Origin of the sequence: Listeria immobilis, from assembly GCF_014322765.1 — a bacterium.
Lineage (GTDB): Bacteria > Bacillota > Bacilli > Lactobacillales > Listeriaceae > Listeria > Listeria immobilis.
In genome coordinates, this window is the sequence record NZ_JAASTZ010000001.1 from 1 (window position 1) to 23769 (window position 23769).

The following is a 23769-nucleotide window of genomic DNA, read 5'->3' on the forward strand; positions in this document are numbered from 1 at the left end:
GTATTATTTAAATTTGTTACATAATAATGAAGTATAATTAATTGAAATGGAGTGAAGAATTTGGTTATTAAAAATCGTGCTTTTATCCAATCAAGTGCGGCACAAATAAAAAAGGAATTACATAATCCTAAGTTGGTAGAAATGTATGAGCGTTGCATGATTAATACGCTAGATACAACAATTAAAATTCGTGAAAGTGGGATGACATTTATTTTAACTGGTGATATTCCGGCGATGTGGCTACGCGACTCAGTTTGTCAGGTTCGTCCGTTTTTATTTTTTGCAGCAGAGAATGAAGAAATTCAATCGATGTTAATTGGTCTTAGTAAAGAACAAGCTAAATTAGTAGCGATTGATCCTTATGCAAATGCCTTTAATGAGACTGCTAATGGTGCCGGACATCAAGCAGATATTACAGAAATGCATCCACAAGTTTGGGAAAGAAAATATGAAATTGATTCCTTATGTTATCCAATTCAATTAGCATACTATATTTGGAACATCACAGGTAGAACAGAACAATTTGATCAAGCCTTTTTAAAAATGTTGCAATCAATTTTTGCATTATGGCAAGTGGAGCAACATCATGAAACAAAATCTAGTTATCGATTTGAACGAATGGACTGTGTACCGTCCGACACATTAAAACGAGATGGCCGAGGTACCGAAACAACTTATACTGGAATGCTTTGGTCTGGTTTTAGACCAAGTGATGATGCATGTGAATATGGCTATCTTATCCCATCTAACATGTTTGCAGTTGTGGTGCTAGGCTATGCGAAAGAAATTATCGAAGCATTTTATCCAGATGAAAAAGAAACATTACAACAAGCAGCTACTTTGAAAGCTGATATTCAAACTGGAATTGAGAAATTTGGCACGTATAACCATCCGACTTTTGGAGAGATTTACGCATTTGAAGTTGATGGTTTTGGTAATCAATTATTAATGGATGATGCTAATGTTCCGAGCTTACTTTCACTGCCAATTATTGGCTATAGCAAGAAAGAAGAGAAAATCTATCAAAATACAAGAAATTATATTTTAAGTAAAGATAATCCATATTATTTTGAAGGAGAACATGCAAAAGGTATTGGTAGTCCTCATACACCAAACGGTTATATTTGGCCAATTGGGCTTGCGATTCAGGGGCTAACTGCAACAGACCAAACGGAAAAAAATAGCATTCTTGATATGTTGCTTAGAACGGATGCAGATACTGGCTTAATGCATGAATCATTTCACCCAGATAATCCAGCAGACTTTACTCGTGAATGGTTTTCATGGGCGAATATGATGTTTTGTGAATTAGTGCTTGATACAGCAGGGTTCAAGTTGGTGGGTGCTTTACCGAAGTAACGAAAGGAGGCTAATCATGGCACAAATTAGAAATAAATCTGTCCAAGTACATCAACAAAGAATGGCGTATCTTTTTATTGCTCTTCCTGTTTTATTATTAGCAATCTTTATGATTTTGCCCATAGGTATGGCGCTAGTAGTAAGTTTTACCGACTACGATATTATTAATACACCAAATTGGATTGGCTTTGATAACTATGTCAAGATGTTCCACGATCCATATTTCTTCATTTCATTGAAAAATACAATCGTTTATACAGCATTATTTGTTCCACTTGGGCTTGTAGCATCACTTGGAGCAGCTATTTTAATAAATATGAGTAAAAAAGGAGCAGGGTTATTTCGAACATTCTTTTATGTTCCAGTACTTTGTTCCACAGTTGCTACGGCGACAATTTGGTATTGGCTTTTAAATCCACAGTACGGTTTAATTAATCGTGTGTTAGGATGGTTTGGGATAAATGGTCCCGCTTGGCTTTATGATTCTAATTGGGCAATGTTTGCGATTGTTGTGATGAGTGTCTGGATGACTTTTGGAACAAATATGATGATTTTCATTGCAGGGCTTCAAGGAATTCCAGCCAATTTATATGAAGCTTCAAAAATCGAAGGCGCATCTAGATGGAAGACATTTCGCTATGTTACTTGGCCATCACTTTCAAGAACAACTTTTCTTGTGACAACAATGTTAATCATCAATGCATTTCAAGTATTTGACCAAGCGTATGTATTAACGAAGGGCGGACCAGGGAACTCAACGATTACACTTGTTTATTATATCTACAATGAAGGCTTTGGTGGCTTGAAAATGGGTTACGCCTCCGCGATTTCTTTTGTATTATTTTTAATCATCTTAGTATTTTCGATTATTAATATGCGCATAAATAAAGAAGATAGGACAGTTTAAGGAGGCTTAAAATGAACACCATAAAATTGAAAAAAATAAGTAAATCGGTACTTTGGTACATTGCTGTCATATTAATTAGCGTAATTACGGTATTTCCACTTATCTGGACTTTATCAACATCATTTAAGCCAGCAAGTGAAATTTTGAGTAATAGTATGAATTTAATTCCAAAAATGTTTACTTGGGATAATTACAAAGATGTCTTTAGCACGACTCCATTTGCACGCTATTTAGTAAACTCACTGATACTTGCAGTTGGTGGTGTATTAACAAATCTATTTTTCGGCTCACTTGCCGGATATGCCTTTGCTAAGTTGCCATTTAAAGGAAAAAAAGGATTGTTTATGACATTCCTAGGAAGTATGATGATTCCCGCAGTTGTAACAATGATTCCATCTTTTCTAGTTTTAAAGAATTTTCCGCTGGTGGGTGGAAATGATATTACTGGTCATGGTGGAATGGGTTTTATTAATACTTACTGGGCAATTCTAATTCCCGGAGCAGCTGGCGCGTTCTCAATTTTCTTTATGAAACAATTTTTTGAAACACTTCCAGATGAACTTTCGGAAGCAGCGCGAATTGATGGTTGCTCTGAATTTAAGATTTTCTGGAAAATTTATATGCCACTTGCAAAAACTGCCCTTGCTACACTTGGAATTATGACTTTTCAAGCAGGGTGGAATCAGTTTATGTGGCCATTGATTGTCCTCAACTCGCAGAAAATGATGACTGTGCAAGTCGGACTCGCCTCCTTCCAGTATAATGAGAGCGCGAATTACGGGGCACTGATGGCGGGGACAATTATCTCCACAGTTCCAGTATTATTTGTATTTATTTTTGCACAGAAATATTTTGTCGAAGGTATTGCCCATAACGGCGGTAAATAAACGAAAAAAGGAGTGTATACAATGAAGAAAGTACTTTTAGCAATTCTTGGCACAGTGTTATTACTTAGTTTGGCAGCTTGTGGTGGTGGCAAAGATACTAGTAGTAAAGAAAAAGATGGAAAAGAAGAAATTATTATGTGGGGGTCATGGTCAGGGGATCAAATTAAACAATTAGATAAGCAAATTGCTAGTTATAATGAATCTCAAGACACTTATAAAGTAAAATATGTATTACAAGAAAATGTAGAAGAAAAACTTTTAACAGGAATTGCTGGTGGAGAACTTCCAGACCTAATTATGTGGGATCGTTATCAAACGGCACTTTATGCTCCAAAAGATGTGCTTGAACCTATAGATAAGCTAGTTAAAGACGATAAAGTGGAGCTAGGTGACTTCTATGAAGAATCCGTTAAAGAAATGACATACAACGATAAATTATATGGTTTGCCACTTTTAAATGATAACCGTGTTTTATTTTACAACAAAAAGTTACTAAATGAAGCAGGCGTAAAACCACCAACAACTTGGGACGAGCTTGCTACTGCAGCTCAGAAAACCTCTAAATGGGACGGTAAAAAGATGACACAAGCAGGTATGTCATTACAAGATGTGGGCTTATTCAATCTTTACTTAATGCAAGCGGGTGGAGAGTTAGTAACTAGTGACAACAAAAAAACAGCTTTTAATTCAGAACAAGGGTTAGAAGTACTTAATTATTGGGATAAAATGCAAAATGATTTAAAAGTGTATCAACGTGGTTTTGATGATGGAACAGATGCATTTGCTGCAGGAAAAGAAGCCATGACATTTAATGGACCATGGGCACTTGCTGATTACAATAAAGTAGAAGATCTTGACTATGGTGTAGTAGAACCACCAACAGGACCAAACGGAGATAAAGGCGCAATCATGGGCGGATTTGGTTTAGTAATGCCAAAACAAGCAGAACATAAAGATGGCGCATGGGACTTTATGAAATGGTGGACAACAAAACCAGAAAATGGGGTAGAATTTGCTAAAATTAGCGGTTGGTTACCAGCAAACAAAGTCGCTGCTGAAGATGCTTATTTCATAGATGATCCCAATTACTCTGTTTTTGTTAATACGATGAAATATGCGAAAATCCGTCCAACTGTAGCTGGTTACGCAGACGTTGAAGGATTAGCGATGAAACCACAATTCGAAAAATTCATGAACGGAAATATTAGTGCTGAAAAAGCTTTATCACAATCGGAAAAAGAAGGTAATCAAATTTTAAAAGAAGAGAGAGATAAATAATTGATGAAATGGTCAGATTATGCAACTTTAGGACAAGAAAGTTTAGAGAAATTTTATAAAGCTGATACAGAAGAGCAGTTTTTAAATAACTTTTATCCAATCAAAAATATTGAGGAAGATAATAAAGTTTTTAATTATTGGTGGCTAGCACATCTAGTAGAAGTAAGATTAGATGCTTACTTGCGGACAAATAAGCAAACTGATTTAGAGGTAGCAGAATGGACATATGCGCATAATAAGAACCGTAATGGCGGAACACTTATTCATGATTTCTATGATGATATGCTGTGGAATGCACTTGCAGCTTTCCGGTTATACAAAGTAACTGGTAAAGATATCTATTTGAGTGACGCAAAGTTAGTATGGCAAGATTTAGTTGATACTGGTTGGAATGATACGATGGGTGGAGGATTTGCTTGGCGCAGACCGCAAATGTATTATAAAAATACCCCAGTGAATGCACCATTTATCATTTTATCATGCTGGCTTTATAATGAACAAAGCGAACAAAAACACCTTGATTGGGCGCTTAAAACCTATGAATGGCAAACAAAGGTCCTTGTTCGTGCCGATGGGTTTGTAGAAGATGGGATTAATCGTTTAGAAGATGGCGCTATCGACATGGAATGGAAGTTTACCTATAATCAAGGTGTATACATTGGTGCGAGTTTAGAGCTTTTCCGAATTACAAAAGAAAGTAAATACCTTGAAATGGCCAACAAAACAGCAGAGGTTTCATTGCAAGAGCTAACGGAAAACGGTATTTTCAAAGAAGAAGGAAGTGGCGGGGACGAAGGACTTTTCAAAGGGATTTTCTATCGTTACTTTACTGATTTAATGGAAGAAACAAATAATCAAACATTCCGGGATTTTGTTACAAGTAGTTGCCAAGTGTTAATTGACAATGCGATGGTTGACGGATACTTGCTAATGGGAATGAACTGGAAAGAAAAACCAAGTGGTCAAATTCCTTATTCAGCAGAGTTAAGTGGAATGATAGCACTTGAGATGGCAGCAAAACTAGAAAAATAAATAAAAAATACCTCCACTAGTGAATCGACCTCCAAAAGTTAGAATGCTTAATCTGACTTTTGGAGATTACGACAGTAGTGGAGGCTTTTTAGTTTTTCTTATGTGCGTTGACAGAGTCTCCCTCGACAAGAAGTGGGGGTAACATTTCTTTTTTAAACGCGTCAGGTTGATTAATTTGTTTTAACAACATATCAACCGCTTTAACACCGATTTTATATTGTGCTTGTTTAATATGGGTAAAGCGAAAAGTCGATGCATCAAAGAAATTATCTGGGTGATCAAAACAAACAACCGATAAATCTTCAGGGATGCGCTTATTCAGTTTAATACAAGCTTGCTTTATTAACAGCGCAATATTGTACTCTGTTGCAACCAGCGCAGTAATTTCTGGATGCGTTTCTAAAAACAGGGCAATTTTATTAATATCCGTTTGAATTGAAACGGTTGAATTGGGCATTACTGACTCGATTTCGCGAAATACATAATCAGAATGAAATGCCGTATGGAATGAAGCATGTCCACGGATAAAGCCATTCACACGACTATCCAGGGTTGAAACCGGACTTGTAGAAGTAATCATCCCAATATGTTTATGGCCCAGCTCAAATAACTTTTCGGTAATAATCCTACCCGCTTCCGTATTATCAGAACTAATTGATGAAATTGGTAAACCTTCCAATGTGCGGTCAATAACAACTAAGGGGAATTTTTGAGAAGCAAGTTCCAGCAAAGTTGGCGAAACAAATTTTGAACTAGCAGGTAAAATCAGTATACCAGCTACATTCATTTCAATAAATTCCTGTAAAATTTCTTCTTCTCGTTCGGTATCCCCAAGTGATTTTTTAACAACAATATGTGCCTTCGAGTTACTATGCTCTAACATTCCCGAAAGTAAAATCGTGCCAAAAGTGTCATCGAAGTTAGTGATAATACAACCAAATAGAGGCTTATCAAACATTCTAGTCTCCACTTGTTCACTATTTGGAGATGCACTAATAACGAAAGTACCAACACGGGGACGTCTGGAAATATAACCATCTTTTTTTAATAGTTCCAGTGCCTTTTTTAGCGTAATACTACTCACATCAAATTGATCCATTAGTTCTTTTTCTGCTGGCAGTTTATTTCCAATTGGGATTTCACCATCTTGAATAGCCAGTTTAAGTTGATCATAGACTTGCTGATACAATAGTTTTTTCATTTACTCACCCATTAAATATATTTTATAATATTAATTATATTTATTTTCGACACCAAAGTAAACTAATTACAATAAAAAAGTGAAAATTCATTTACAAACTTTAATAAATGGATGACTCATGTTAAACTTAAAGCTAGGAAAAAAGGAAAAGGTGTAGAAATGGCCATCAAAAAATTAAATGATTTTTATTTTAAAAAATTAGGAAACTGGAATTTAATACATAGCTTTATAAAAGGTTTTTGGAGAGCATTTTTTTTGTTAGTAATAGTATTAATTATTAGTGATATAGTCATTATTGGGCTATTGGATTCTCGTTACTTTATTCCAACCATTTTACTAAGCTTGGTGTGTGTGCCGCTTCTTTACTATATCTTGATTTATACCCGTGCAAAAAAATTTATTCGTGTTCGTTATCAACTAAGAAGTTTTTCGGAATTAATAACGATGCGTCGCTATTTATTATTTGCATATCTAGAAAAAAGCGGTTTTAGCACTAGAGATGATTTGGAAAAACTACTTCGCTTTATTCACTCAGAAATGGCAGAAGAAAAGAAAAACAATAAACCGTTAAGTTCGATTGTAGGCGTATTTGTTGCTGCTTTTTTGGCTATTTTAGGGGGATCATTTCTATTTTTTGTAGATAATGTTGTAGAGCGACTTATTGCTGCTGTTTTAATCATCGTGATGGCGATTATTCTATATATAATAGGTACGTTTATTATGCGAATATTTCGTTCTCACTCCGAACTAAATGCAAGAAAAGAGCACGAACTAACAAAAGAAATTATCGCCATTCAAACAGCTATGCTAGTCAGTGAAAATACCAGTTATCATCCATTTTTAGCGATGGAGAAAAAAGTGAATGAAAATGATTTTTTAAAAGAGATTATTACATCAAGATCCTTTTTATAGACCTATTTAGGAGGCATCATCATGACAACCAAACGCAAAGAGACAAGAGAAAGTGTTTGTTATCGAGAAATCAAAAAGAAAATTCGCAACGGGGAATTAAAGCCAGGAGACCGATTAATCGAGAATACACTATCGCAACAACTAGAAATTAGTCGCACGCCAATTCGTAAAGCTATTGGTATGTTAGCAGCAGATGGTTATGTTGAATATAATGATTTTCGAGGAGCTTTTGTTAAAGACAGCATCATCAACAAAGAACGCTACTTTGAAATGACAGAAATCTTAGGTTTATTTTTAAAACAAGCGATTCATAAAATCCGAACCAAAAAAATAAGTTTTGATAAATTAAAAGTGACAAATAAATTAACCGAAATAAAACAACAAGAAGAGCAAACAGATCCAACAGTCTATATTGATTATGAAAAATGGTTTATTCAAGATTTGCTTACTTATTTGAAAAATAATTATTACTTAAAAATAAGTGAAGATTTTTTTAGTAATATAAAAGAATTTGGCGATGAGGAAGTTATTAAAATTGCGCAAAATGCTTCTGTTAAAACCATTGAAAATATTGAATATTTTATTAATGCACTTGTTGTTCATGATTATGATAGGTGTTTAATGATTATTGATGAAGTGATTGATGCACACGTATTAGTTGCTTATCGATGAAAAAATGAGCATCCGCTTTTTTAAAAGAAGCAGATGCTCATTTTTTATTTAATTTTCACTAAATATCTACCAGTAATACCACCGTTCATTATTTGATGAAGGGCAGTTGGTAAATCAGTGAACGAAATTTCAGTTGCTAATTCATCCAAATTAGTTAAGCGGAAATCAGTTGCAAGGCGATTCCAGATTCGTTTACGTTTTGGCATTGGACAAAGTACGGAATCAATCCCAAAAAGTTGAATACCGCGCAAAATGAATGGATAGACAGTGGAATCTAATTTCCCACCAGCAGACATACCACATGTTGTTACTGCACCGCCATACTGAATAGCAGTTAACAAGTAAGCTAGCGATTTTCCACCAACACAATCAATCGCACCAGCAAATAGTTGTTTATCTAACGCACGAACTTTCTCTGGTTGAAACGCTTCTCGGGAAACAACTTCAGAAACGCCAAACTTTTGTAGAAATTCTTTTGCATCCGCTTTGTTGGAAGCAGCTACGACTTGATAGTTACGTTTAGAAAGTATGGCTGAACTAAGACTTCCCACACCCCCAGTGGCACCACTTACAGCAATTTTCCCATCTTCTGGAGTTACACCACTAAACTCAAGTGCATCTACAGAAAGAGCTGCTGTGAATCCTGCTGTCCCAAGTATCATTGCTTCTTTAAGTGATAGGCCAACTGGTAACGGAACAACCCATTCAGCAGGGACACGAATAAACTCACTATATCCACCGAAATAACTAACGCCAAAATCATAACTAGTTACAATGACTTCATCACCAACTTGAAACAGCGCTGATTTCGATTCTACAACAACACCACTCGCATCTATACCAGGAATAAAAGGATAACTACGAACAATTTTGCCATCGGGAAGCACTGCTAAACCATCTTTATAATTAATCCCTGAATAGTGTACTTCGATAAGTACATCGTTTTCCGGTAATTGATCTATGCTAGTTTCTCTAAAATGAAGTGAGATCTTTTCTTGTTCTTTTTCAATAAAAAGGGCTTGAAATGATTTCATCTAAAAATTCCTCCACCAATCGATTTTGTGTTCTTCATCACTTTACGACTTTTTTAAGGATTTTTCAAGGCTGGTGCTGGTACTAATCTGCATTTCAAGGTAAACTATAATAGATAAGATGCCTAACTATGTGTAATAATAGCAATAGATTTTTTGGCAAGAAAGGGTGAGTACGATGGGGAAGGCATTATTAATTGTGAATCCATCATCAGGTAAAGAAAAAGGAAAAGTATACCAAGGAAAAGCAGAAGCAGTCTTAAAAAAACGTTACGATGAAGTAGAAGTGCGTTTAACGGAAAAAGCTGGAGATGCTACGGAATTTGCTGCTTGGGCTTCTAAACAGGGGTTTGATGCAGTAATTGCGATGGGCGGAGACGGAACTTTAAATGAAACGATTAATGGGCTTGCTATCCATGAAAACCGCCCGGACTTTGGATTTGTGCCACTTGGAACGGTGAATGATTTAGCTAGATCGGTAGGTATTCCATTAAAACCTGAAAAAGCAATTCAGGCATTAGAGCATGCAGAGGGAGTACCAATGGACATCGGCCGGATTGGCGACCAGTACTTTATGAATGTATTAGCAATTGGAATGATTGCTCAAGCAGTTGACCAAGTGAGTGTGGAACAAAAAACCAAATTTGGTTCCGTAGCTTACTTTTTAGAAGGATTAAAAGCTTTTAACCGGAATGAATTATTGAACTTTAAATTAGAGTATGACGGTGAAGTTTGGGAAGGTGAGGCTGCATTAGTTGTAGCTGGCTTAACAAAGTCTGTTGGCGGAATTGAATCATGGGCACCAGACGCAAAAATCGACGACGGCTACTTGCACATCGTTATTTTGACAAAACTTGGCTTGCTGGATGCTGCTAATATGATTCCGCAACTAATTCGTGGTAATTTGAAAAATAGCGGCGGCGTAGTTTATATTAAAACAAAGAAATTAACTATTGATGCAAGTGGAGATGATTTAAGTATTAATGTCGATGGCGATCCAGGTCCAGGCGTTCCAGCAGAAATTGAAGTACTTGGAAGTCATTTAAACATTCTTGCACCAAAAGAAAGCAGCAAAAAGCGTTTCGGTCCATTTGTACTAAAGAAATAGGTTATAATAAAGTATAGAAAACAAGGAGATGATACGCTTTATGGAAGAAGAATTAGATGTCATTCATAAAGGTCTAGCCAACGCAAAAAATGGTTTTAAGGCAGTCCCAGGGAAACTATATTTAACAAAAACCTATATCGTACACAAGCCAAATGATTATTTTGATGAGGAAATCAATATCCAATTAGATAGAGTGAGGAAGATTCGTGGTGTTCGTACTAAAATTCTCGGTAAACCACTGTTGTCCAACATTCTAGAAATAGATATGATTTCTGGTGTAAAATACCAATTTGTTGTTAATAAACAGAAAAAATGGCTCGAAGCAGTTGCGAATGTTTTAGAAAGTCGCGGCGAATCTGAAAAATTAGCATAAAAAGAAGCTGGCGCAAAAAACGTGTCCAGCTTCTTTTTTTATGCTAAATAAAAGGCCGTTGCACCAATAAGGTTGGCATCATTACCAAATTCGCAGCCAACCACCGTCGGACGAATTTTGGCAATTGGAACGCTTGCTTTTACTTCATCTACATAGGTATTTAGTTCTTCGATAAAGCCAGTACGCTCACTAATTGCCCCGCCAATAACTACTAATTCAGGATCCAGTGCATATTGTAAATTAAAAATGCTTCGAGCCAAACAATTAAACATGGTTTTAAGCTCGCTAGTTGCGATCAAATTACCTTCTTCTCTAAGTTCAAAAGCTCGAACTCCATCAATTTTTTCTGCTGGTGTAAGTTTCTCACCAATTCGTTTCGCAGCATTCACCACAGTTCCAAGATCGCTTAGGGTGTTTCCTTCTTGATTCATTAACATATAACCAAACTCGCCGCCATGTAAATTTGCTCCGTGATGAACTTTTCCGCCCTGAATCACTGCTCCACCAACACCAGTGCCAATAATCATAAAAATAATATCTTGTTTATTTTTCGCAGCACCAAGCCAAACTTCTGCTAGTGCAGCACAGTTAGCATCATTTTCCATTGTCACAGGTAGCGCTAATTTTTCTTCCAAAAGTTGCCGAAACGGAAAATTATGTATATAAGGAATTGCACTCGCTCCGCCAATGACGCCGGTTTCATTATTTACCGCACCAGGACAACTAAATGCGGCTCCTTCGAAAGAATGCGTATTGCTTTCCTTTACCTCGACAAGTAATCGAATTAGTTCATCCAAATTATCAGGAGTAGCAAATTTTCCTTTCTCAAGTAACTCACCTTGTTTCGTTAACACGCCATACTTCACTGCTGTACCGCCCATATCAAATGCAAGAATCGTCATAGTCTGTTCTCCTTTAATTAAAAGTATATACTTATAATACTTTTAAATCAGACAAATAACAAATAAAAAGTGAAAATACTTAGCTAAAAATTAACGTCAATTTCTAGTTTTGTGCTATAATAAAGCAAGAATTTAAAGCGCAGGAGGAAACAGTTAGTGGAGATAAAGGTTCAAGAAAAATTGGCTGACGGCAGAATCGCTTTTAGTAGTGAATATGGTGAATGCGTTGGGATTTGGGCCGATGAAGACCCAGAACCAAGTAGGAATTACACGGTAGAGATTACGATACCTGATATGATTAGTGCAGAACTTTTGCATGAAAGTGAAGAAAAACATTGTGTGTTAGAAATAGATGAAGAAGGCTTAGTACACGTAGTAGGGAAGTTGGAAGACTACGAGGAAGATGGATTCGCCGTGCTTCGATTGGAAGAAAGTATTATTTGTTTTGACACCAAGTTCAGTGAAGAAATCGAAATGCTTCATGGTAGATTTGTCGAATTTGTTATTCCAGAAATTAAATTAAGTAATGTTGGTATATAGTTTTAATAAAAAGAAATGAAACTTGTTCTTTAACGCTTTGTTAGAGAATGAGTTTTTTTGTAGGGAAATATAGGACTAATAAATATACATGGTTATTCATTTAGTGTGATTTGAAAACGTTAACTATTTTAAGAATAAGTTTAAAATTGCGATTAAAAATACATGAAAAATGTTAATAATTGAACGTTTTGTGACAATTTTATTTTTGGATGAATAATTTGTGAATAATGACTCGAATTGTGGTTTTTTCACACTCGCAAAACTACATTTATACACAATTTGTGTAGTAATTATTATAAACAAGCCTTTTTCAAGTCGTTCATGACAAGAATCGGACATTTCATTACATTTTTGGTTATACATTAATTTTTTTTGTTATTCTTTATATAATCATAGAACTGAAGGAGTGTTGAAATATGAAAAAATCATTACAGTATTATTAGTTAGTATTTTAAGTTTTAATTTTACCCCACTTGTAGTAAGAGCTAATGTTATAACAAGTGCAACGGAAGAAATTCAATTGTCTAAGAATCCGGAAAAGAACAATCGAAGCAATTTGAAAGCACCTAAAAGAGTTGGTGAAATGAAGATATGGGTAACCAATTCACCTAAAAGAATAAATTGGAAAGTTACTATGACTCCTCCATACAAAGCTACGGGGTTTAAAGGTATGTTAAACATTGCTGATCTTTATCATGGTTCTACTCAAAGAGTCAGCGTCTCTGGATTAAAAGGCTATATATCTCAACCAATGTTAAAAAGTCAATATATGGCTTCTGTAAGTGGTAAGGTTACTCCAGTAGGTTATGCCATGGGTTCATCAGCTATCCGTTGGAATAATTAAGATTATATATCACTTTAGCTATATTAGTCCTCATCAAATATATGTTTAGTTGGTACCATGGTTGAAATAATTCTATCCAATAGAGCTAATCTACTACAACACTCGAATTTTTGGTCTTCTGTTATAGTGTTTGCATCTTTTAAATAATTCAAAATTTGTTCTTGTTTAAGACCCGCAAATCGCGAAATAGTTTCATACGATAAGCTGTAAACCACATGCAAAACTTCGATTAGATGTTTTAAGCGATAATCGCTATCATGATTTACAAAAGAAACTGTAAGTAACATACTTTTTTCTAAACATTCTTGATAGTTTAGGTCTTCTTCTACAAAATCAAGAAGAGTTTCATAGTCAAAATTAAAAAATCGTTTAAAATCATCATTTGAAAAATGAAAATCTTCTTTTAGTGAAATTATATTTTTTTTGAAATTTTCGATGTCGATATACATATAACCATCTCCTTTATTCAAACATAGTATTGATGAGTAATAATGTCAATTAAAAACCAATTAAATTCATAGTGTTCAGTTACAATATTTTGGCGAGTGTATATGGAATTCAAGCTAGACGAAATTATTTGCTAGAATGCTATGACATGAAAGTATTTTCTATAAGATAGTGTAATTATTCAGAATCATTTTTGTCAGAGAATACAATTTGGACTATCCACTGATTCCGTTTTGAGGCAATAATAACCGATGTTTGAATAATTCATGAATAACGACTCTAATTTAAACATTTTATTGAACTTTTTTACAACTTAATTATAAAAAGGAGCTAACAACATGAGCAAAAAAAGGGGATTAAGGATATCTATCTCTGCAGTGTCATTAATAGTATTTTACTCGTGTACTGGTACGGCTTTAACCGCATGTTCGAATGATAAAAGCACCCAAGAAAAGCCTTTGGAAACGAATGAAATAGAGCAAGTGAAACCGAAAAGTGGCGTTGTTTCGTATCATGGGAAATATCTTCAATTAGCTGATAATATAGAAGAACTTGATGACAGTTCACCAGTTATAGTTACTGTCACCAAGGAATCTGAAAAAACGTCTATAACGAGAGAATCTAAAGATAGTGAGATACCAACTGATTTTTATACAATGAGTGAAGTAACGATAAATAATATTCAAAAAGATGAATCAGGAATTTTGAAAGAAAACAAAAAATCAACGTGTTAGAAGATAGTGTAGAGAACGTAGAAGTAGATGGTGAAAAATATGATTTAACGATTGACGGATATAAAAATATGCAAGCGGGCGAAGAATATACACTTTTCCTTAGAAAGAGCACGTCGGGAGATAATTATGTTTTGACTAACGCTCTTTTAAGTAAGTATCCTGTGGCAGAGGTAGAACAAGATGAATTATTTTTAGAAGATGGGGAAATCATGGAAGAAACGGAGGATATGAAGGATACTTATCAAGAACTCTACAAAGAGGTTTTGAAGGAGTATTAGTTGGAGAGTTCCCCATTATAGGAGGAAGAAAATAATGAAAAAAGTGAAAACGGAAAAATGGCTTATTGGAGTTTATGTTCTTGAAGTTATTGCATGCATTTGTATATATTTTGCAACAGATATTAAGCTCATACTAGTCTTAGGATTTATAGCATTTATGGGGATAGGATTCCAAATTTTAAGATACCGAAATGCAAAAAAGAAATTAATTAATAAACAAAAAACGCTATGTCTCCATTCCTAACAAACAGGAAAATGAGGCATAGCTTTTTTTAACTATATGTAGCAAACACAGCAAGCATTTTCTCCAAATCCTTCTCAGACCTAGCAAACAACATTAACCGTTGACGATTTGTTTCAATCACGAGGATGCCGTCTTCCGATAAATTCATTCGTTCAATTTTATCATAAGGAAAGAATAATAAGGCGTAGAAAATACCGGTTTTTTTAAAGACTGCTCTTGAACTACGGAAAAAACAAATGTAGATAAAAAGCACGCCCATAATTGCTAGTAATACCGAAGTGGAAAATGGACCTTCTCGGAAAAACGCATTGGAAACAAACAGTAGCGCGATAATTCCAACGAAAATATAGCCATCCCAACGACCTCGAGAACGTAATTTGACGGTTAAAACAGATTTGCCTTTCCATAGTGGAATTACTGCATCATTATACAAGATATACAGTAAAGTTAATATGTTGGCAACAAATAAGAAGATATTCGTAGCATCCCAGACCATTTTTAAATCACTCACAATCTAATATAGATTTCATTTAAACATATTGTAACATAATTACTCAAATAAAAGGGAGAACCGGACTTGACTCCGATTCCCCACATATAAGTTAAAGCTAATTTCTTAACCTAGTGGTGAATAACCTGCTGGCGGAAGTCCTAAGATACCTGACCAGTAGCCTAAAATACCAACTACGAATAGTGCTAGAATTAACCAAAGTGCATTGACTTTTTTCTTCAGTACCCACATACATGCGAAGGTTAGAAGTAGGGCAAGAAGACCTGGCATTAATTGGTCCAAAATACTTTGAACAGTAGTTGGAATGTCTTTACCAGTTTTAGGATCTTCTGTTGTATAAGCTACAAGCGGTACGTAAATTGTGGTCCATTTATTTACGAGCGCACCCATTACGAATAGTCCTAAAATAGAAGCACCTTCTGTTAATTTTTGGAGTAAACCACCAGACATATCAGATACAACATCGGTACCTTTTGTATAGCCATAGAACACGCCCCAATAACGGAAGCCTAAACGAATTGCGTTGAATAATACAAAGAATAAAATCGGTCCAATAATACTACCATCCGTTGCAAAACCAGCTCCTAATGCGGCAAGTACAGGACGAACGGTACCCCAGAAAATAGGATCCCCAACACCTGCAAGTGGTCCCATTAAACCAACTTTGATACCATTGATTGCACCATCGTCTATATCGGAGCCATTTGCTTTTTGTTCTTCCATTGCTGTTGTAACACCTAAAATCGGTGCGGCCATATAAGGATGGGTGTTAAAGAATTCTAAGTGACGTTTGATTGCTTGTTCTCTTTCCGGACCTTTTTCAGGATAAAGACGTTTAATGACTGGGATTACAGAGAAACAAAAGCCTAGAGATTGCATCCGTTCAAAGTTCCACGACCCTTGGAAGAGGTTGGAACGAATGAATACGCCCATTAAGTCTCTTTTCGTTATTTTCTTCTCATTTACGATAATTTGTTCACTCATATTTTTCTCCCCCTTCCTTAGTCGTCAAGGTCGTCGTCGAGATCATCAGATTGACGTCTGCCGCCGCCTCCACCATATTGTTCTATAGCATCTTTTAATTGGTATTTAGGATTTAGTTGAATATAAATAATTGCTGCAACTAGACCTAAAACACCCAGCGCTACTAAGTTGAATGCTGTAAATGCAGCGACAACAAAACCTAAGAAGAAGAAAGGCATTAAATATTTCGCTGACATCATATTAATAACCATGGCATAACCGACAACAACGATAAAGCCACCAGCTACGTTAAGACCATTTACAATCACTTCTGGTATAGCATTAAGTAAATTTTCTACGGCGCTTGTCCCAACTGTAACGGCAACGATCATTGCTGGAATAGCGATACGCATAGCTTGAAGTAATAGTGCTGAAACATGTATCCAGTCGAGACTTCGGAGGTTTCCTTCCTTACCAGCTTTATCAGCCATATGTTGGAAAGCAACTGTAATTGTACGAACGAGGATTGTAAGTACTTGTCCAAGAGCAGCTAAAGGAATTGCTAGTGAAATACCTACGCTGATATCTTGTCCACCAGTGATAACTAAGATAGTGGAGATGATTGATGCGAGCGCAGCATCTGGTGCAACTGCCGCCCCAATGTTCATCCATCCAAGGGCAATCATTTCAAGCGTACCCCCAATGATAATGCCGGTTGTAATATCCCCAAGAACAAGACCAATTAGTGTACAGGCAATTAATGGTCGATGCGTTTGCCACTCATCCAAAATACTACCCATACCACTAATACATGATACAAGGAATACAAGGATTAATTGTACTGTAGTCATATTTTTCCCTCCCAATTTTTCTTTAAAATGATAAAAAAGATAATTTCAAGTTGGTAATTGAATTCCCAGATATTTATTACAGGTGCTTTTATTCATAAATCACCCCTTTAAAGGTTTTTTCTGAACGTCTGCACTTTTCTTAGGGCTTAAAAAATAAGACCAAGGGTGAATTATTTTTCTTTATCAAGCAATGGAATGAGTTTTACTTTGTTATCAGAAGCAACTTTGCGAATCTCAAGTTCAATTCCTTTTTCATCTAATTTATGGAAAGCTGCTTCATCTGCTTCGTCCACTGAAACAGCATTGGTAATCATATGTTTGCCTTCGCGGAAAGCCATACCTCCAATGTTAACGGTTGTGATGTTTACACCAGCTTCGACTAAAGTTAATACATCTGTTGGATTTGTGAAGAGCAACATTACCGGAGTAGTAGCATATTTGGGATTGTTATATACACGAATTCCTTTTTGTACATCTACAACGCTTGCTTTCACTCCAGGAGGTGCTACTTGTGTAAGAAGCGTTTTACGAACCTCATCTTTTGCTACATCGTCACTAATAACGATAATACGTTCTACCTGTGTTTCTTTTGTCCAAACTGTTGCTACTTGTCCGTGAATTAAACGGTCATCAATACGTGCTAAGCGAATTTCCATTATAAATCGTCCTCCCCGACTTGTTTTTCTGTTTGTGGTAATGATTTTTTAAGTGATTTAACGCCACCGATTCCTGCTGTAAGGGCAGTTTCAACTAAATCTTTTTGATTACTTGCTGCACGCATGGATAGTGTTTCAAGTAACATCGGAATATTGACGCCGGTGACAACGTCCATATTTTCTTCTGGCAGTGCAATTTGGCTGGATGCATTGTATGGACTGCCACCAAATAAATCAACCATAAAAATAACGCCTTCAGAAGTATCCAGTATTTCTAATTTTTCTTTGAATTTAGTAATTAGCGTATCTGTGTTTTCTCCAGGAACAAATGTAATAAATTCCACATTATCCTGTTTACCAATAATCATTTCGGCTGATTTTAAGAGTTCACGTGCAGATTCACCATGAGTGCCAATAATAATCCCAACTGGCATAAGTATCTCCTCCTTAAAGCGTGGATATGACTCCTCCATAAATAGTAACGCAATAACCATGCCAACTTTTCTGTATCAAACGCCCCCTTTAATAATAGAAGTGTTCCAAGGCCTTTATAAGCATTGAATGAAAGTTGGCTGAGTCTGTGATACGCTACAAAAATACCTTAATACACTAAAAAACTCTTTTTTTAGACACACATACCACCTTACCCTAAAAAACTGGCTAGGAAACTTTCTAGTAAATCTTTGGCCATTTTTAATAAAAAAAGCTAAAACAGCTATTGATCAAAATTACAACAGTTGTTTTAGCTCGATATAATACTTATAAAATTACTTCTGGTTGGATTTCATTTAAAATATCATATAAATAGCATAATTCGTCATTTGTGAGTTTTAAATTCATTTTGTAAATAACTTCTTTGTTGGTTTCTTCCAGTGCTTTGAAAATAGGGGTTTCGGTCATCGTTTTGGCATCATGATAAGTAAGACCATCATGTAAAACCATCCGTTCAAGCGCACATCCAACATGTATAAGTAAATTAATTTTAAAGGTATTATCAAGTTCGTAGCCAAGCTTTTTCTCAAGTACATTAGCAAAAGAAGTGAGAATTTCGATTGTTTTCTTTGGATTTAAGTACATTAAGAATTCATTTAAGCTTTCTTCAATAATTTCTTTTGCAATTCGTCCTGTTTCACCAGTTTTTACAATGATATTGCGCTGTTTAACAAGGCTAACAAGTTGTTCCTCACCATCATCACCAAAAAGCCGCTCAAGTGGAATAAATGGGATTTGGATTTTCGGATCTTGAATACCAACTGCCATTAAAATATCGTTGTCTTCTTGTAATTGTTCCAACCGTGCATCCATCTCGTGTAAGCCAATTGGAATCACTTTAATTGCATCTGTTGTAATTGTATCTAAAATATTTTCGATAAATAGTTGAAGTTTTTCCGCGGTTCCTTCGCCAGTCGCGCAAATAGTAACAATAGCATGGGGTTTTTGATTTGCATCAAGTGAATCGTCTTCAGAAGTATAGCCCCCGTAGCCTCGGAAATCTTTTAAAGAGTCATAAATACTGTCTAACTCCATATCCAAAATATTAGATTTTCGAACAGCTTCAATGACAGTTGCGGTGGAAACCATATCAATAGAACGAACTGGAATTCCCGTACGTTCGGAAATAACCGGCGCAAAGCTTGTCAGAGATCCCATATCCACAAGTAGTAAGAGGCCTCGTCCCATATCCATTTCTCGTGCACGTTCAGTTAATTTATCTAGGACAATTTTGGGGCTCTGGTCAAGCGGCATATCAATTCCTTCTACTAAACCTTCACCAAGCAGTTTCTTAGCAACACTAACCATACTACTCGCAGTGTTATTACCATGAGTCGCCACAAGTACTGCAACTCGGGCATTTTCCTGGTCTTTTAAAAGCGAACTAATAAGTAATGTTAAGTACATTACTTCCATATTTGGAACGCGAATGTGGAAAGTTGCTTCAATATCATCTTTAATTTCTCGTGAAAGTTCATAAGCTTCTGGCTGGTCATTAACTACATTTTCGATATTTGTATATTTAAGTGGCTTATTACTTTCTATTCGCTTAATAAAGGATGTTAAATGAAGACTAAAGGCAAGCAAAAAGCGTTCATTTAATTTTTTGCCAAGTTGATGCTCAATCCGTTGTTCCACACTTTCGGCAAAATTAAGGATTTCTTCATTGACAATTTTTAAAATATTTTCGCGGTTATGAATCGTATTTTTAAATTTGTTGTAAAAACTATTGAGGTGAATATCAATATCCATTTTAATGAATTTTTTAATATCATCATCTTCTACACCTTGATTCATTAATATAGAAGCTTTATCTTCAATAATTTTGTATAAGTTGAAGTTTGGTTCATATTCATCCGACGTAATTAATGTATTATTAAGCTCTGGAAAAATGGTTGTATAAGGCTCTAAATACTCGGCGATTGCTTGAAGTTCTTTGCGGCGATTGCTAAAGTGGAAAAATCCGTCTTTAATATTAATCGGTAAAGTTTTAAAATCAATTAGAATTTCATCATCTTTATCGAAACTATTTAAAAAACCTTGTGCACAAACAAGTTGGATATTTGATTTTAACTGTCCAATATTTCCATAAGTAGTATTTCCAAGTAAAGCTTTTGCTGCTTCATCTTCAATTCGAATGGGTTTATTTACACGATGTGCTTCACTAGAAAGTAAGTATTTAAGCAGTTCAACACGTTCAAAAGCTGTTCGCTCTTCCAAACTTGGTAATGTAATAATAATGGGAATCCGTCGCATAAATGTTTTTAAGAGAGAGGATTCAGGGTTTTCAGTAGTGGCGCCAATTATTAATACATTTGATTTTCGTGTTCGATCAGTTTCGCCAAGTTTATTATAGGTTCCGGAGTCCATTAGATAAAAAATCATTTCTTGACCTTCAGGAGGTAGACGATGAATTTCATCAAGGAATAAGATACCGCCTTCTGCCTTTTCAACAAGTCCACCTTTGTCATTATCGGCACCAGTAAAAGCGCCTTTGACATGACCAAAAATATGGGACATTAATAATTGCGGGTTGTTATAATAATCTGCGCAATTGAAAATAATAAATGGCGCATCCGTTGGTAGACGTTTGGCATGTTGCGAAAAGCGATACATTAAATTAGCAAAAAGTGTTTTACCAACACCAGTTTGTCCAAGAATCATTGTATGTAATCCATTAGGTGGATAGAGGACAGCAGCTTTTGCTTGTTCAACAGGAGTCTTTAAACTATCATTTACACCAATTAAATCATCGAAAGGGCTTCTTTCGGCGATTTTTGGTTTGAGTAATTTTAAAAGGGATGCAGAACTTTCAAATTCAAGTTCATTATCAGCTAAGTTACGGCCTATTTCTTCTTCAACAGGTTTTTTTGGAAAATAAAGCACTGGACGACCAATGATTTTGATGATTTTCCCTTGTCTGTGTAGTTCATTTAATTCCATACTGACATTATTTCTTAGGATATCTAAGGTTTCTGAAATAGTTGTGGCGGTAAATCCTTCATTATTCTCAAGCTGTTCGCGAATCGTCATGGTGGAGGGGTTTTCTAAAATAAATTTATAAATACGGTCAATACGCTTCATTAAAATACCTCCCTTTAGTGTATCCGGAAACGATTAGTGTATTAAAACGAGTTAATACACTTATAAATTCTGTATTTAGTTTAGCATGACCACTGAAAAAGTCAATGATAATAGAATAAAAAAACAAATTGACTACTCTCACTAAGTAAGTAATAATATTATAGAAGTAACAAATAAAACGAATGAGGTGTTCATAGTGTCAAAAGTACTTTTTATTAAAGCATCGCCACTTCCAAATGAAGTATCAAGAAGTTCGCAAGTAGCAGAAACATTTATCGAGGAATACAAAGCGAAAAATCCATCAGATACAATAGAGGAATTAGTATTATATAATACAGAAGTGCCATTACTCGATTTAGAGTTAATGACGGCTGGAAGAGAACTACAAGCTGGCAAAGCATTTACTGATTTAGCTCCAGAAGTACAAAACAGATTGAATACTTATAATGCGCTTACGGAACAATTCCTTGCAGCAGATAAATATATTTTTGTCTTCCCACTTTGGAATCTTGGAATCCCGCCACTACTAAAAGCGTATGTGGATACTTTTGTTGTTGCAGGTAAATCATTCCGCTATACAGAACATGGTCCAGAGCCATTACTAAAAAATAAAAAAGCTATTTTAATTCATGGTAGTGGTGGTGTTTATTCTGCTGGACAAGCAAATTCCTATACGCACGGAGAACCATACTTAAATACCATTTTACAATTTATCGGTATTGAAGTTGCTCCAACCATTTTTGTAGAAGGTATTGATCATAATCCAAGCAAAGAAGCAGAGATTGTTGCAGCTGCTAAATCGGTAGCGCGTGAAAGTGCTGCTAAATTCTAAAAACTTTGTGAAAAAATTATTAATACTTTTAATTGATAAGGTAGTATTATCAACTGTCTAGACCGATAAACACTTAGAAAAAGATTGCTAATCCCTAAAGATATTGGTAAAGTAGAATAGAAGAATTCAAGGATAAAGTGCTAATTTTTTAGCACTTTTTTCTGTTTAATTATTCGAAAGGGATGAATTAGGATGGCGGAGCAGAAAGAAGAATTGCAAAGAGGGCTGAAAAATAGACATATTCAGTTGATTGCAATAGGCGGGGCAATTGGAACAGGGCTTTTTTTAGGAGCTGGAAAAACGATTCATTTAGCTGGTCCATCTATCATGTTAGTTTACTTAATTATTGGGGCTATCTTATTCTTTGTAATGCGAGCTTTGGGTGAGTTATTAATACATAACCCGACAACCGGGTCATTTACAAAATTTGCAGAACAATATATTGGACCATGGGCAGGCTTTATAACAGGTTGGACTTACTGGTTTTGTTGGATTGTCACAGGTATTGCTGAAATCACAGCAGTTGGAATGTATGTAAAATTCTGGGTACCAGATTTGCCACAATGGATACCGGCGCTAGCGTGTGTGTTAATTTTACTCCTTTTTAATTTAGCTACTGTAAAAGCATTTGGTGAAATTGAATTTTGGTTTGCTATTATTAAAGTAGTTGTTATCATTGCGCTAATTGTTATCGGTTTTGTTTTAGTATTTATTGGCTATAAACATGGAACAAGCACTGCGTCATTTTCCAATTTAGTAGATTATGGTGGCTTTTTCCCAAATGGAATAGTTGGATTTTTACTTGCATTTCAAATGGCGACATTTTCGTTTGTGGGTATTGAGCTTGTGGGGGTAACGGCTGGGGAAGCAGATGATCCAGAACGCACATTACCAAAAGCAATTAATAATATTCCCATTCGGATTTTGATTTTCTATATTGGGGCATTGCTTGTTTTAATGTCCATTTATCCATGGAGTAATATTGATCCAAACACAAGTCCGTTTGTTAGTGTGTTTTCAATGATTGGTATACCAGCAGCTGCCGGGATTATTAATTTTGTTGTATTAACTGCGGCAATGTCTTCATGTAACAGTGGGATATTTAGCACGAGCCGGATGCTTTATACACTTTCTGCTGAAGGTAAAGCACCGAAAAAAATGCATCATTTAAGTTCTAATGGAGTGCCAGCAACGGCATTAATTACATCAACCGCATGTTTACTTATTGGTGTATTTTTAAATTATTTTTTGCCGGAGAAAGTATTTATTTTGGTAACAAGTATAGCAACAATTTGTTTTATTTGGGTTTGGGGAGTAATTTTAGTTGCGCATTTACGTTTTCGTCTTAAATACCCAAAAATTGCGGAGAGAAGTACATTTAAGATGCCTTTATCACCATTTATGAACTGGGTTAGTTTAATTTTCTTTGGTGGATTATTAATCATTCTAGGCTTTGCGGCAGATACACGAATCGCGCTATTTGTAACGCCAGTATGGTTCTTAATCTTAGGAATTGCATATCAAATTTTAAAAATAACTAAAAATAAAAAGTCGAAAATTCGACATAATTAACGATTAAGCCCTCCATCGCCAACCAAAGCAGTTTTAGCAGTGGGGGTCTTTTTTTTTGC

General features: G+C 35.4%; 24 protein-coding genes and 1 pseudogene. 15 read left to right on the forward strand and 10 right to left on the reverse strand.

The window, feature by feature from the left end; genetic code table 11:
- Nucleotides 1–60 precede the first annotated feature (60 nt).
- From HCJ50_RS00005 to HCJ50_RS00025, 5 genes are read left to right on the forward strand one after another with little or no spacing between them, the layout of a single operon-like run.
- Nucleotides 61–1359 carry a glycoside hydrolase family 125 protein gene (locus tag HCJ50_RS00005; protein WP_185344984.1) on the forward strand — a complete coding sequence of 433 codons (1299 nt, stop codon included), beginning with the start codon at nucleotides 61–63 and terminating at the stop codon, nucleotides 1357–1359.
- A gap of 16 nt (nucleotides 1360–1375) precedes the next feature.
- Nucleotides 1376–2266 (forward strand): carbohydrate ABC transporter permease, encoded by an 891-nt coding sequence (locus HCJ50_RS00010; protein ID WP_038406890.1) that lies wholly within the window; start codon nucleotides 1376–1378, stop codon nucleotides 2264–2266.
- 11 nt (nucleotides 2267–2277) lie between these two features.
- Nucleotides 2278–3153 (forward strand): carbohydrate ABC transporter permease, encoded by an 876-nt coding sequence (locus HCJ50_RS00015; RefSeq protein ID WP_185344986.1) that lies wholly within the window; start codon nucleotides 2278–2280, stop codon nucleotides 3151–3153.
- 21 nt (nucleotides 3154–3174) lie between these two features.
- Nucleotides 3175–4431 carry an ABC transporter substrate-binding protein gene (locus HCJ50_RS00020; protein WP_185344988.1) on the forward strand — a complete coding sequence of 419 codons (1257 nt, stop codon included), beginning with the start codon at nucleotides 3175–3177 and terminating at the stop codon, nucleotides 4429–4431.
- 3 nt (nucleotides 4432–4434) lie between these two features.
- The gene (locus tag HCJ50_RS00025) at nucleotides 4435–5463 is read left to right on the forward strand and encodes a glycoside hydrolase family 76 protein (RefSeq protein WP_185395448.1); all 1029 of its coding nucleotides are present in this window, start codon (nucleotides 4435–4437) and stop codon (nucleotides 5461–5463) included.
- Between the two features lie 88 nt (nucleotides 5464–5551).
- Here the strand turns inward: HCJ50_RS00025 and HCJ50_RS00030 are convergent, their stop codons facing one another.
- Entirely contained in the window at nucleotides 5552–6664 is a 1113-nt protein-coding gene (locus HCJ50_RS00030; RefSeq protein ID WP_185344990.1) for a GntR family transcriptional regulator, read from the reverse strand.
- Nucleotides 6665–6823: 159 nt separating this feature from the next.
- On the opposite strand from HCJ50_RS00030, the gene HCJ50_RS00035 reads away from it, so the two are divergent.
- On the forward strand, nucleotides 6824–7576 hold the full coding sequence (locus tag HCJ50_RS00035; protein WP_185344992.1) for an ABC transporter ATP-binding protein: 753 nt from the start codon (nucleotides 6824–6826) through the stop codon (nucleotides 7574–7576).
- Nucleotides 7577–7597: 21 nt separating this feature from the next.
- The gene (locus tag HCJ50_RS00040) at nucleotides 7598–8248 is read left to right on the forward strand and encodes a GntR family transcriptional regulator (protein ID WP_185344994.1); all 651 of its coding nucleotides are present in this window, start codon (nucleotides 7598–7600) and stop codon (nucleotides 8246–8248) included.
- A gap of 44 nt (nucleotides 8249–8292) precedes the next feature.
- Here HCJ50_RS00040 and HCJ50_RS00045 read toward each other — a convergent pair whose 3' ends face one another.
- Nucleotides 8293–9282, reverse strand: coding sequence for an NADPH:quinone oxidoreductase family protein (locus tag HCJ50_RS00045; protein WP_185344996.1), 990 nt, complete (start codon nucleotides 9280–9282; stop codon nucleotides 8293–8295).
- Between the two features lie 175 nt (nucleotides 9283–9457).
- Between HCJ50_RS00045 and HCJ50_RS00050 the strand changes: the two genes are divergently transcribed.
- The gene (locus HCJ50_RS00050; RefSeq protein WP_185344998.1) at nucleotides 9458–10387 is read left to right on the forward strand and encodes a diacylglycerol/lipid kinase family protein; all 930 of its coding nucleotides are present in this window, start codon (nucleotides 9458–9460) and stop codon (nucleotides 10385–10387) included.
- Between the two features lie 40 nt (nucleotides 10388–10427).
- On the forward strand, nucleotides 10428–10760 hold the full coding sequence (locus HCJ50_RS00055) for a hypothetical protein (RefSeq protein ID WP_185345000.1): 333 nt from the start codon (nucleotides 10428–10430) through the stop codon (nucleotides 10758–10760).
- Nucleotides 10761–10798: 38 nt separating this feature from the next.
- On the opposite strand, the gene HCJ50_RS00060 is transcribed toward HCJ50_RS00055, so the two are convergent.
- On the reverse strand, nucleotides 10799–11662 hold the full coding sequence (locus tag HCJ50_RS00060; RefSeq protein ID WP_185345002.1) for an ROK family protein: 864 nt from the start codon (nucleotides 11660–11662) through the stop codon (nucleotides 10799–10801).
- Nucleotides 11663–11818: 156 nt separating this feature from the next.
- Here HCJ50_RS00060 and HCJ50_RS00065 point away from each other — a divergent pair, with 156 nt between their 5' ends.
- Together HCJ50_RS00065 and HCJ50_RS00070 are read left to right on the forward strand one after the other, a co-directional pair.
- The gene (locus tag HCJ50_RS00065) at nucleotides 11819–12202 is read left to right on the forward strand and encodes a hypothetical protein (RefSeq protein WP_185345004.1); all 384 of its coding nucleotides are present in this window, start codon (nucleotides 11819–11821) and stop codon (nucleotides 12200–12202) included.
- A 409-nt stretch (nucleotides 12203–12611) separates the two neighbouring features.
- Nucleotides 12612–13046, forward strand: a complete 435-nt coding sequence (locus HCJ50_RS00070) for a hypothetical protein (protein ID WP_185347112.1) — start codon at nucleotides 12612–12614, stop codon at nucleotides 13044–13046.
- A 23-nt stretch (nucleotides 13047–13069) separates the two neighbouring features.
- Here HCJ50_RS00070 and HCJ50_RS00075 read toward each other — a convergent pair whose 3' ends face one another.
- Complete coding sequence (locus tag HCJ50_RS00075; RefSeq protein WP_185347110.1) at nucleotides 13070–13495, reverse strand: HTH domain-containing protein; 426 nt, start codon at nucleotides 13493–13495, stop codon at nucleotides 13070–13072.
- Nucleotides 13496–13831: 336 nt separating this feature from the next.
- Here HCJ50_RS00075 and HCJ50_RS00080 point away from each other — a divergent pair.
- A pseudogene (locus HCJ50_RS00080) lies at nucleotides 13832–14505 on the forward strand (hypothetical protein).
- Nucleotides 14506–14539: 34 nt separating this feature from the next.
- Nucleotides 14540–14749, forward strand: a complete 210-nt coding sequence (locus HCJ50_RS00085; protein WP_185347109.1) for a hypothetical protein — start codon at nucleotides 14540–14542, stop codon at nucleotides 14747–14749.
- A gap of 28 nt (nucleotides 14750–14777) precedes the next feature.
- Here the strand turns inward: HCJ50_RS00085 and HCJ50_RS00090 are convergent, their stop codons facing one another.
- The 6 genes from HCJ50_RS00090 to HCJ50_RS00115 all read right to left on the reverse strand — a co-directional run bounded on the left by HCJ50_RS00090 (nucleotide 14778) and on the right by HCJ50_RS00115 (nucleotide 21306).
- Nucleotides 14778–15245, reverse strand: a complete 468-nt coding sequence (locus HCJ50_RS00090) for an Lmo0779 family protein (protein WP_111143537.1) — start codon at nucleotides 15243–15245, stop codon at nucleotides 14778–14780.
- Nucleotides 15246–15365: 120 nt separating this feature from the next.
- A complete protein-coding gene (locus HCJ50_RS00095) occupies nucleotides 15366–16244 on the reverse strand; it encodes a PTS mannose transporter subunit IID (protein ID WP_185347107.1) in 879 nt (292 codons plus the stop codon).
- 17 nt (nucleotides 16245–16261) lie between these two features.
- Entirely contained in the window at nucleotides 16262–17074 is an 813-nt protein-coding gene (locus tag HCJ50_RS00100) for a PTS mannose/fructose/sorbose transporter subunit IIC (protein ID WP_185347105.1), read from the reverse strand.
- A 170-nt stretch (nucleotides 17075–17244) separates the two neighbouring features.
- The gene (locus HCJ50_RS00105; protein WP_185347103.1) at nucleotides 17245–17730 is read right to left on the reverse strand and encodes a mannose/fructose/sorbose PTS transporter subunit IIB; all 486 of its coding nucleotides are present in this window, start codon (nucleotides 17728–17730) and stop codon (nucleotides 17245–17247) included.
- A complete protein-coding gene (locus HCJ50_RS00110; RefSeq protein WP_185347101.1) occupies nucleotides 17730–18164 on the reverse strand; it encodes a mannose/fructose/sorbose PTS transporter subunit IIA in 435 nt (144 codons plus the stop codon). Before HCJ50_RS00110 ends, HCJ50_RS00105 begins: the two co-directional genes overlap by 1 nt.
- 325 nt (nucleotides 18165–18489) lie before the next feature.
- Nucleotides 18490–21306 carry a sigma 54-interacting transcriptional regulator gene (locus tag HCJ50_RS00115; RefSeq protein WP_185347099.1) on the reverse strand — a complete coding sequence of 939 codons (2817 nt, stop codon included), beginning with the start codon at nucleotides 21304–21306 and terminating at the stop codon, nucleotides 18490–18492.
- Between the two features lie 196 nt (nucleotides 21307–21502).
- Between HCJ50_RS00115 and HCJ50_RS00120 the strand changes: the two genes are divergently transcribed.
- Nucleotides 21503–22138 (forward strand): FMN-dependent NADH-azoreductase, encoded by a 636-nt coding sequence (locus HCJ50_RS00120; protein ID WP_185347097.1) that lies wholly within the window; start codon nucleotides 21503–21505, stop codon nucleotides 22136–22138.
- Nucleotides 22139–22330: 192 nt separating this feature from the next.
- Nucleotides 22331–23710: an amino acid permease gene (locus tag HCJ50_RS00125; protein ID WP_185347095.1), complete on the forward strand. Its 1380-nt coding sequence runs from the start codon at nucleotides 22331–22333 to the stop codon at nucleotides 23708–23710.
- The last annotated feature ends 59 nt before the right edge of the window (nucleotides 23711–23769 follow it).

What these genes read in the sequence shown, in the direction of transcription:
- HCJ50_RS00010 (WP_038406890.1), top strand. Translation starts at nt 1,376, where the DNA reads ATGGCACAAATTAGAAATAAATCTGTCCAAGTACATCAACAAAGAATG.
- HCJ50_RS00015 (WP_185344986.1), top strand. Translation starts at nt 2,278, where the DNA reads ATGAACACCATAAAATTGAAAAAAATAAGTAAATCGGTACTTTGGTAC.
- HCJ50_RS00020 (WP_185344988.1), top strand. Translation starts at nt 3,175, where the DNA reads ATGAAGAAAGTACTTTTAGCAATTCTTGGCACAGTGTTATTACTTAGT.
- HCJ50_RS00025 (WP_185395448.1), top strand. Translation starts at nt 4,435, where the DNA reads ATGAAATGGTCAGATTATGCAACTTTAGGACAAGAAAGTTTAGAGAAA.
- HCJ50_RS00030 (WP_185344990.1), bottom strand. Translation starts at nt 6,664, where the DNA reads ATGAAAAAACTATTGTATCAGCAAGTCTATGATCAACTTAAACTGGCT.
- HCJ50_RS00035 (WP_185344992.1), top strand. Translation starts at nt 6,824, where the DNA reads ATGGCCATCAAAAAATTAAATGATTTTTATTTTAAAAAATTAGGAAAC.
- HCJ50_RS00040 (WP_185344994.1), top strand. Translation starts at nt 7,598, where the DNA reads ATGACAACCAAACGCAAAGAGACAAGAGAAAGTGTTTGTTATCGAGAA.
- HCJ50_RS00045 (WP_185344996.1), bottom strand. Translation starts at nt 9,282, where the DNA reads ATGAAATCATTTCAAGCCCTTTTTATTGAAAAAGAACAAGAAAAGATC.
- HCJ50_RS00050 (WP_185344998.1), top strand. Translation starts at nt 9,458, where the DNA reads ATGGGGAAGGCATTATTAATTGTGAATCCATCATCAGGTAAAGAAAAA.
- HCJ50_RS00055 (WP_185345000.1), top strand. Translation starts at nt 10,428, where the DNA reads ATGGAAGAAGAATTAGATGTCATTCATAAAGGTCTAGCCAACGCAAAA.
- HCJ50_RS00060 (WP_185345002.1), bottom strand. Translation starts at nt 11,662, where the DNA reads ATGACGATTCTTGCATTTGATATGGGCGGTACAGCAGTGAAGTATGGC.
- HCJ50_RS00075 (WP_185347110.1), bottom strand. Translation starts at nt 13,495, where the DNA reads ATGTATATCGACATCGAAAATTTCAAAAAAAATATAATTTCACTAAAA.
- HCJ50_RS00085 (WP_185347109.1), top strand. Translation starts at nt 14,540, where the DNA reads ATGAAAAAAGTGAAAACGGAAAAATGGCTTATTGGAGTTTATGTTCTT.
- HCJ50_RS00090 (WP_111143537.1), bottom strand. Translation starts at nt 15,245, where the DNA reads ATGGTCTGGGATGCTACGAATATCTTCTTATTTGTTGCCAACATATTA.
- HCJ50_RS00095 (WP_185347107.1), bottom strand. Translation starts at nt 16,244, where the DNA reads ATGAGTGAACAAATTATCGTAAATGAGAAGAAAATAACGAAAAGAGAC.
- HCJ50_RS00100 (WP_185347105.1), bottom strand. Translation starts at nt 17,074, where the DNA reads ATGACTACAGTACAATTAATCCTTGTATTCCTTGTATCATGTATTAGT.
- HCJ50_RS00105 (WP_185347103.1), bottom strand. Translation starts at nt 17,730, where the DNA reads ATGGAAATTCGCTTAGCACGTATTGATGACCGTTTAATTCACGGACAA.
- HCJ50_RS00110 (WP_185347101.1), bottom strand. Translation starts at nt 18,164, where the DNA reads ATGCCAGTTGGGATTATTATTGGCACTCATGGTGAATCTGCACGTGAA.
- HCJ50_RS00115 (WP_185347099.1), bottom strand. Translation starts at nt 21,306, where the DNA reads ATGAAGCGTATTGACCGTATTTATAAATTTATTTTAGAAAACCCCTCC.
- HCJ50_RS00125 (WP_185347095.1), top strand. Translation starts at nt 22,331, where the DNA reads ATGGCGGAGCAGAAAGAAGAATTGCAAAGAGGGCTGAAAAATAGACAT.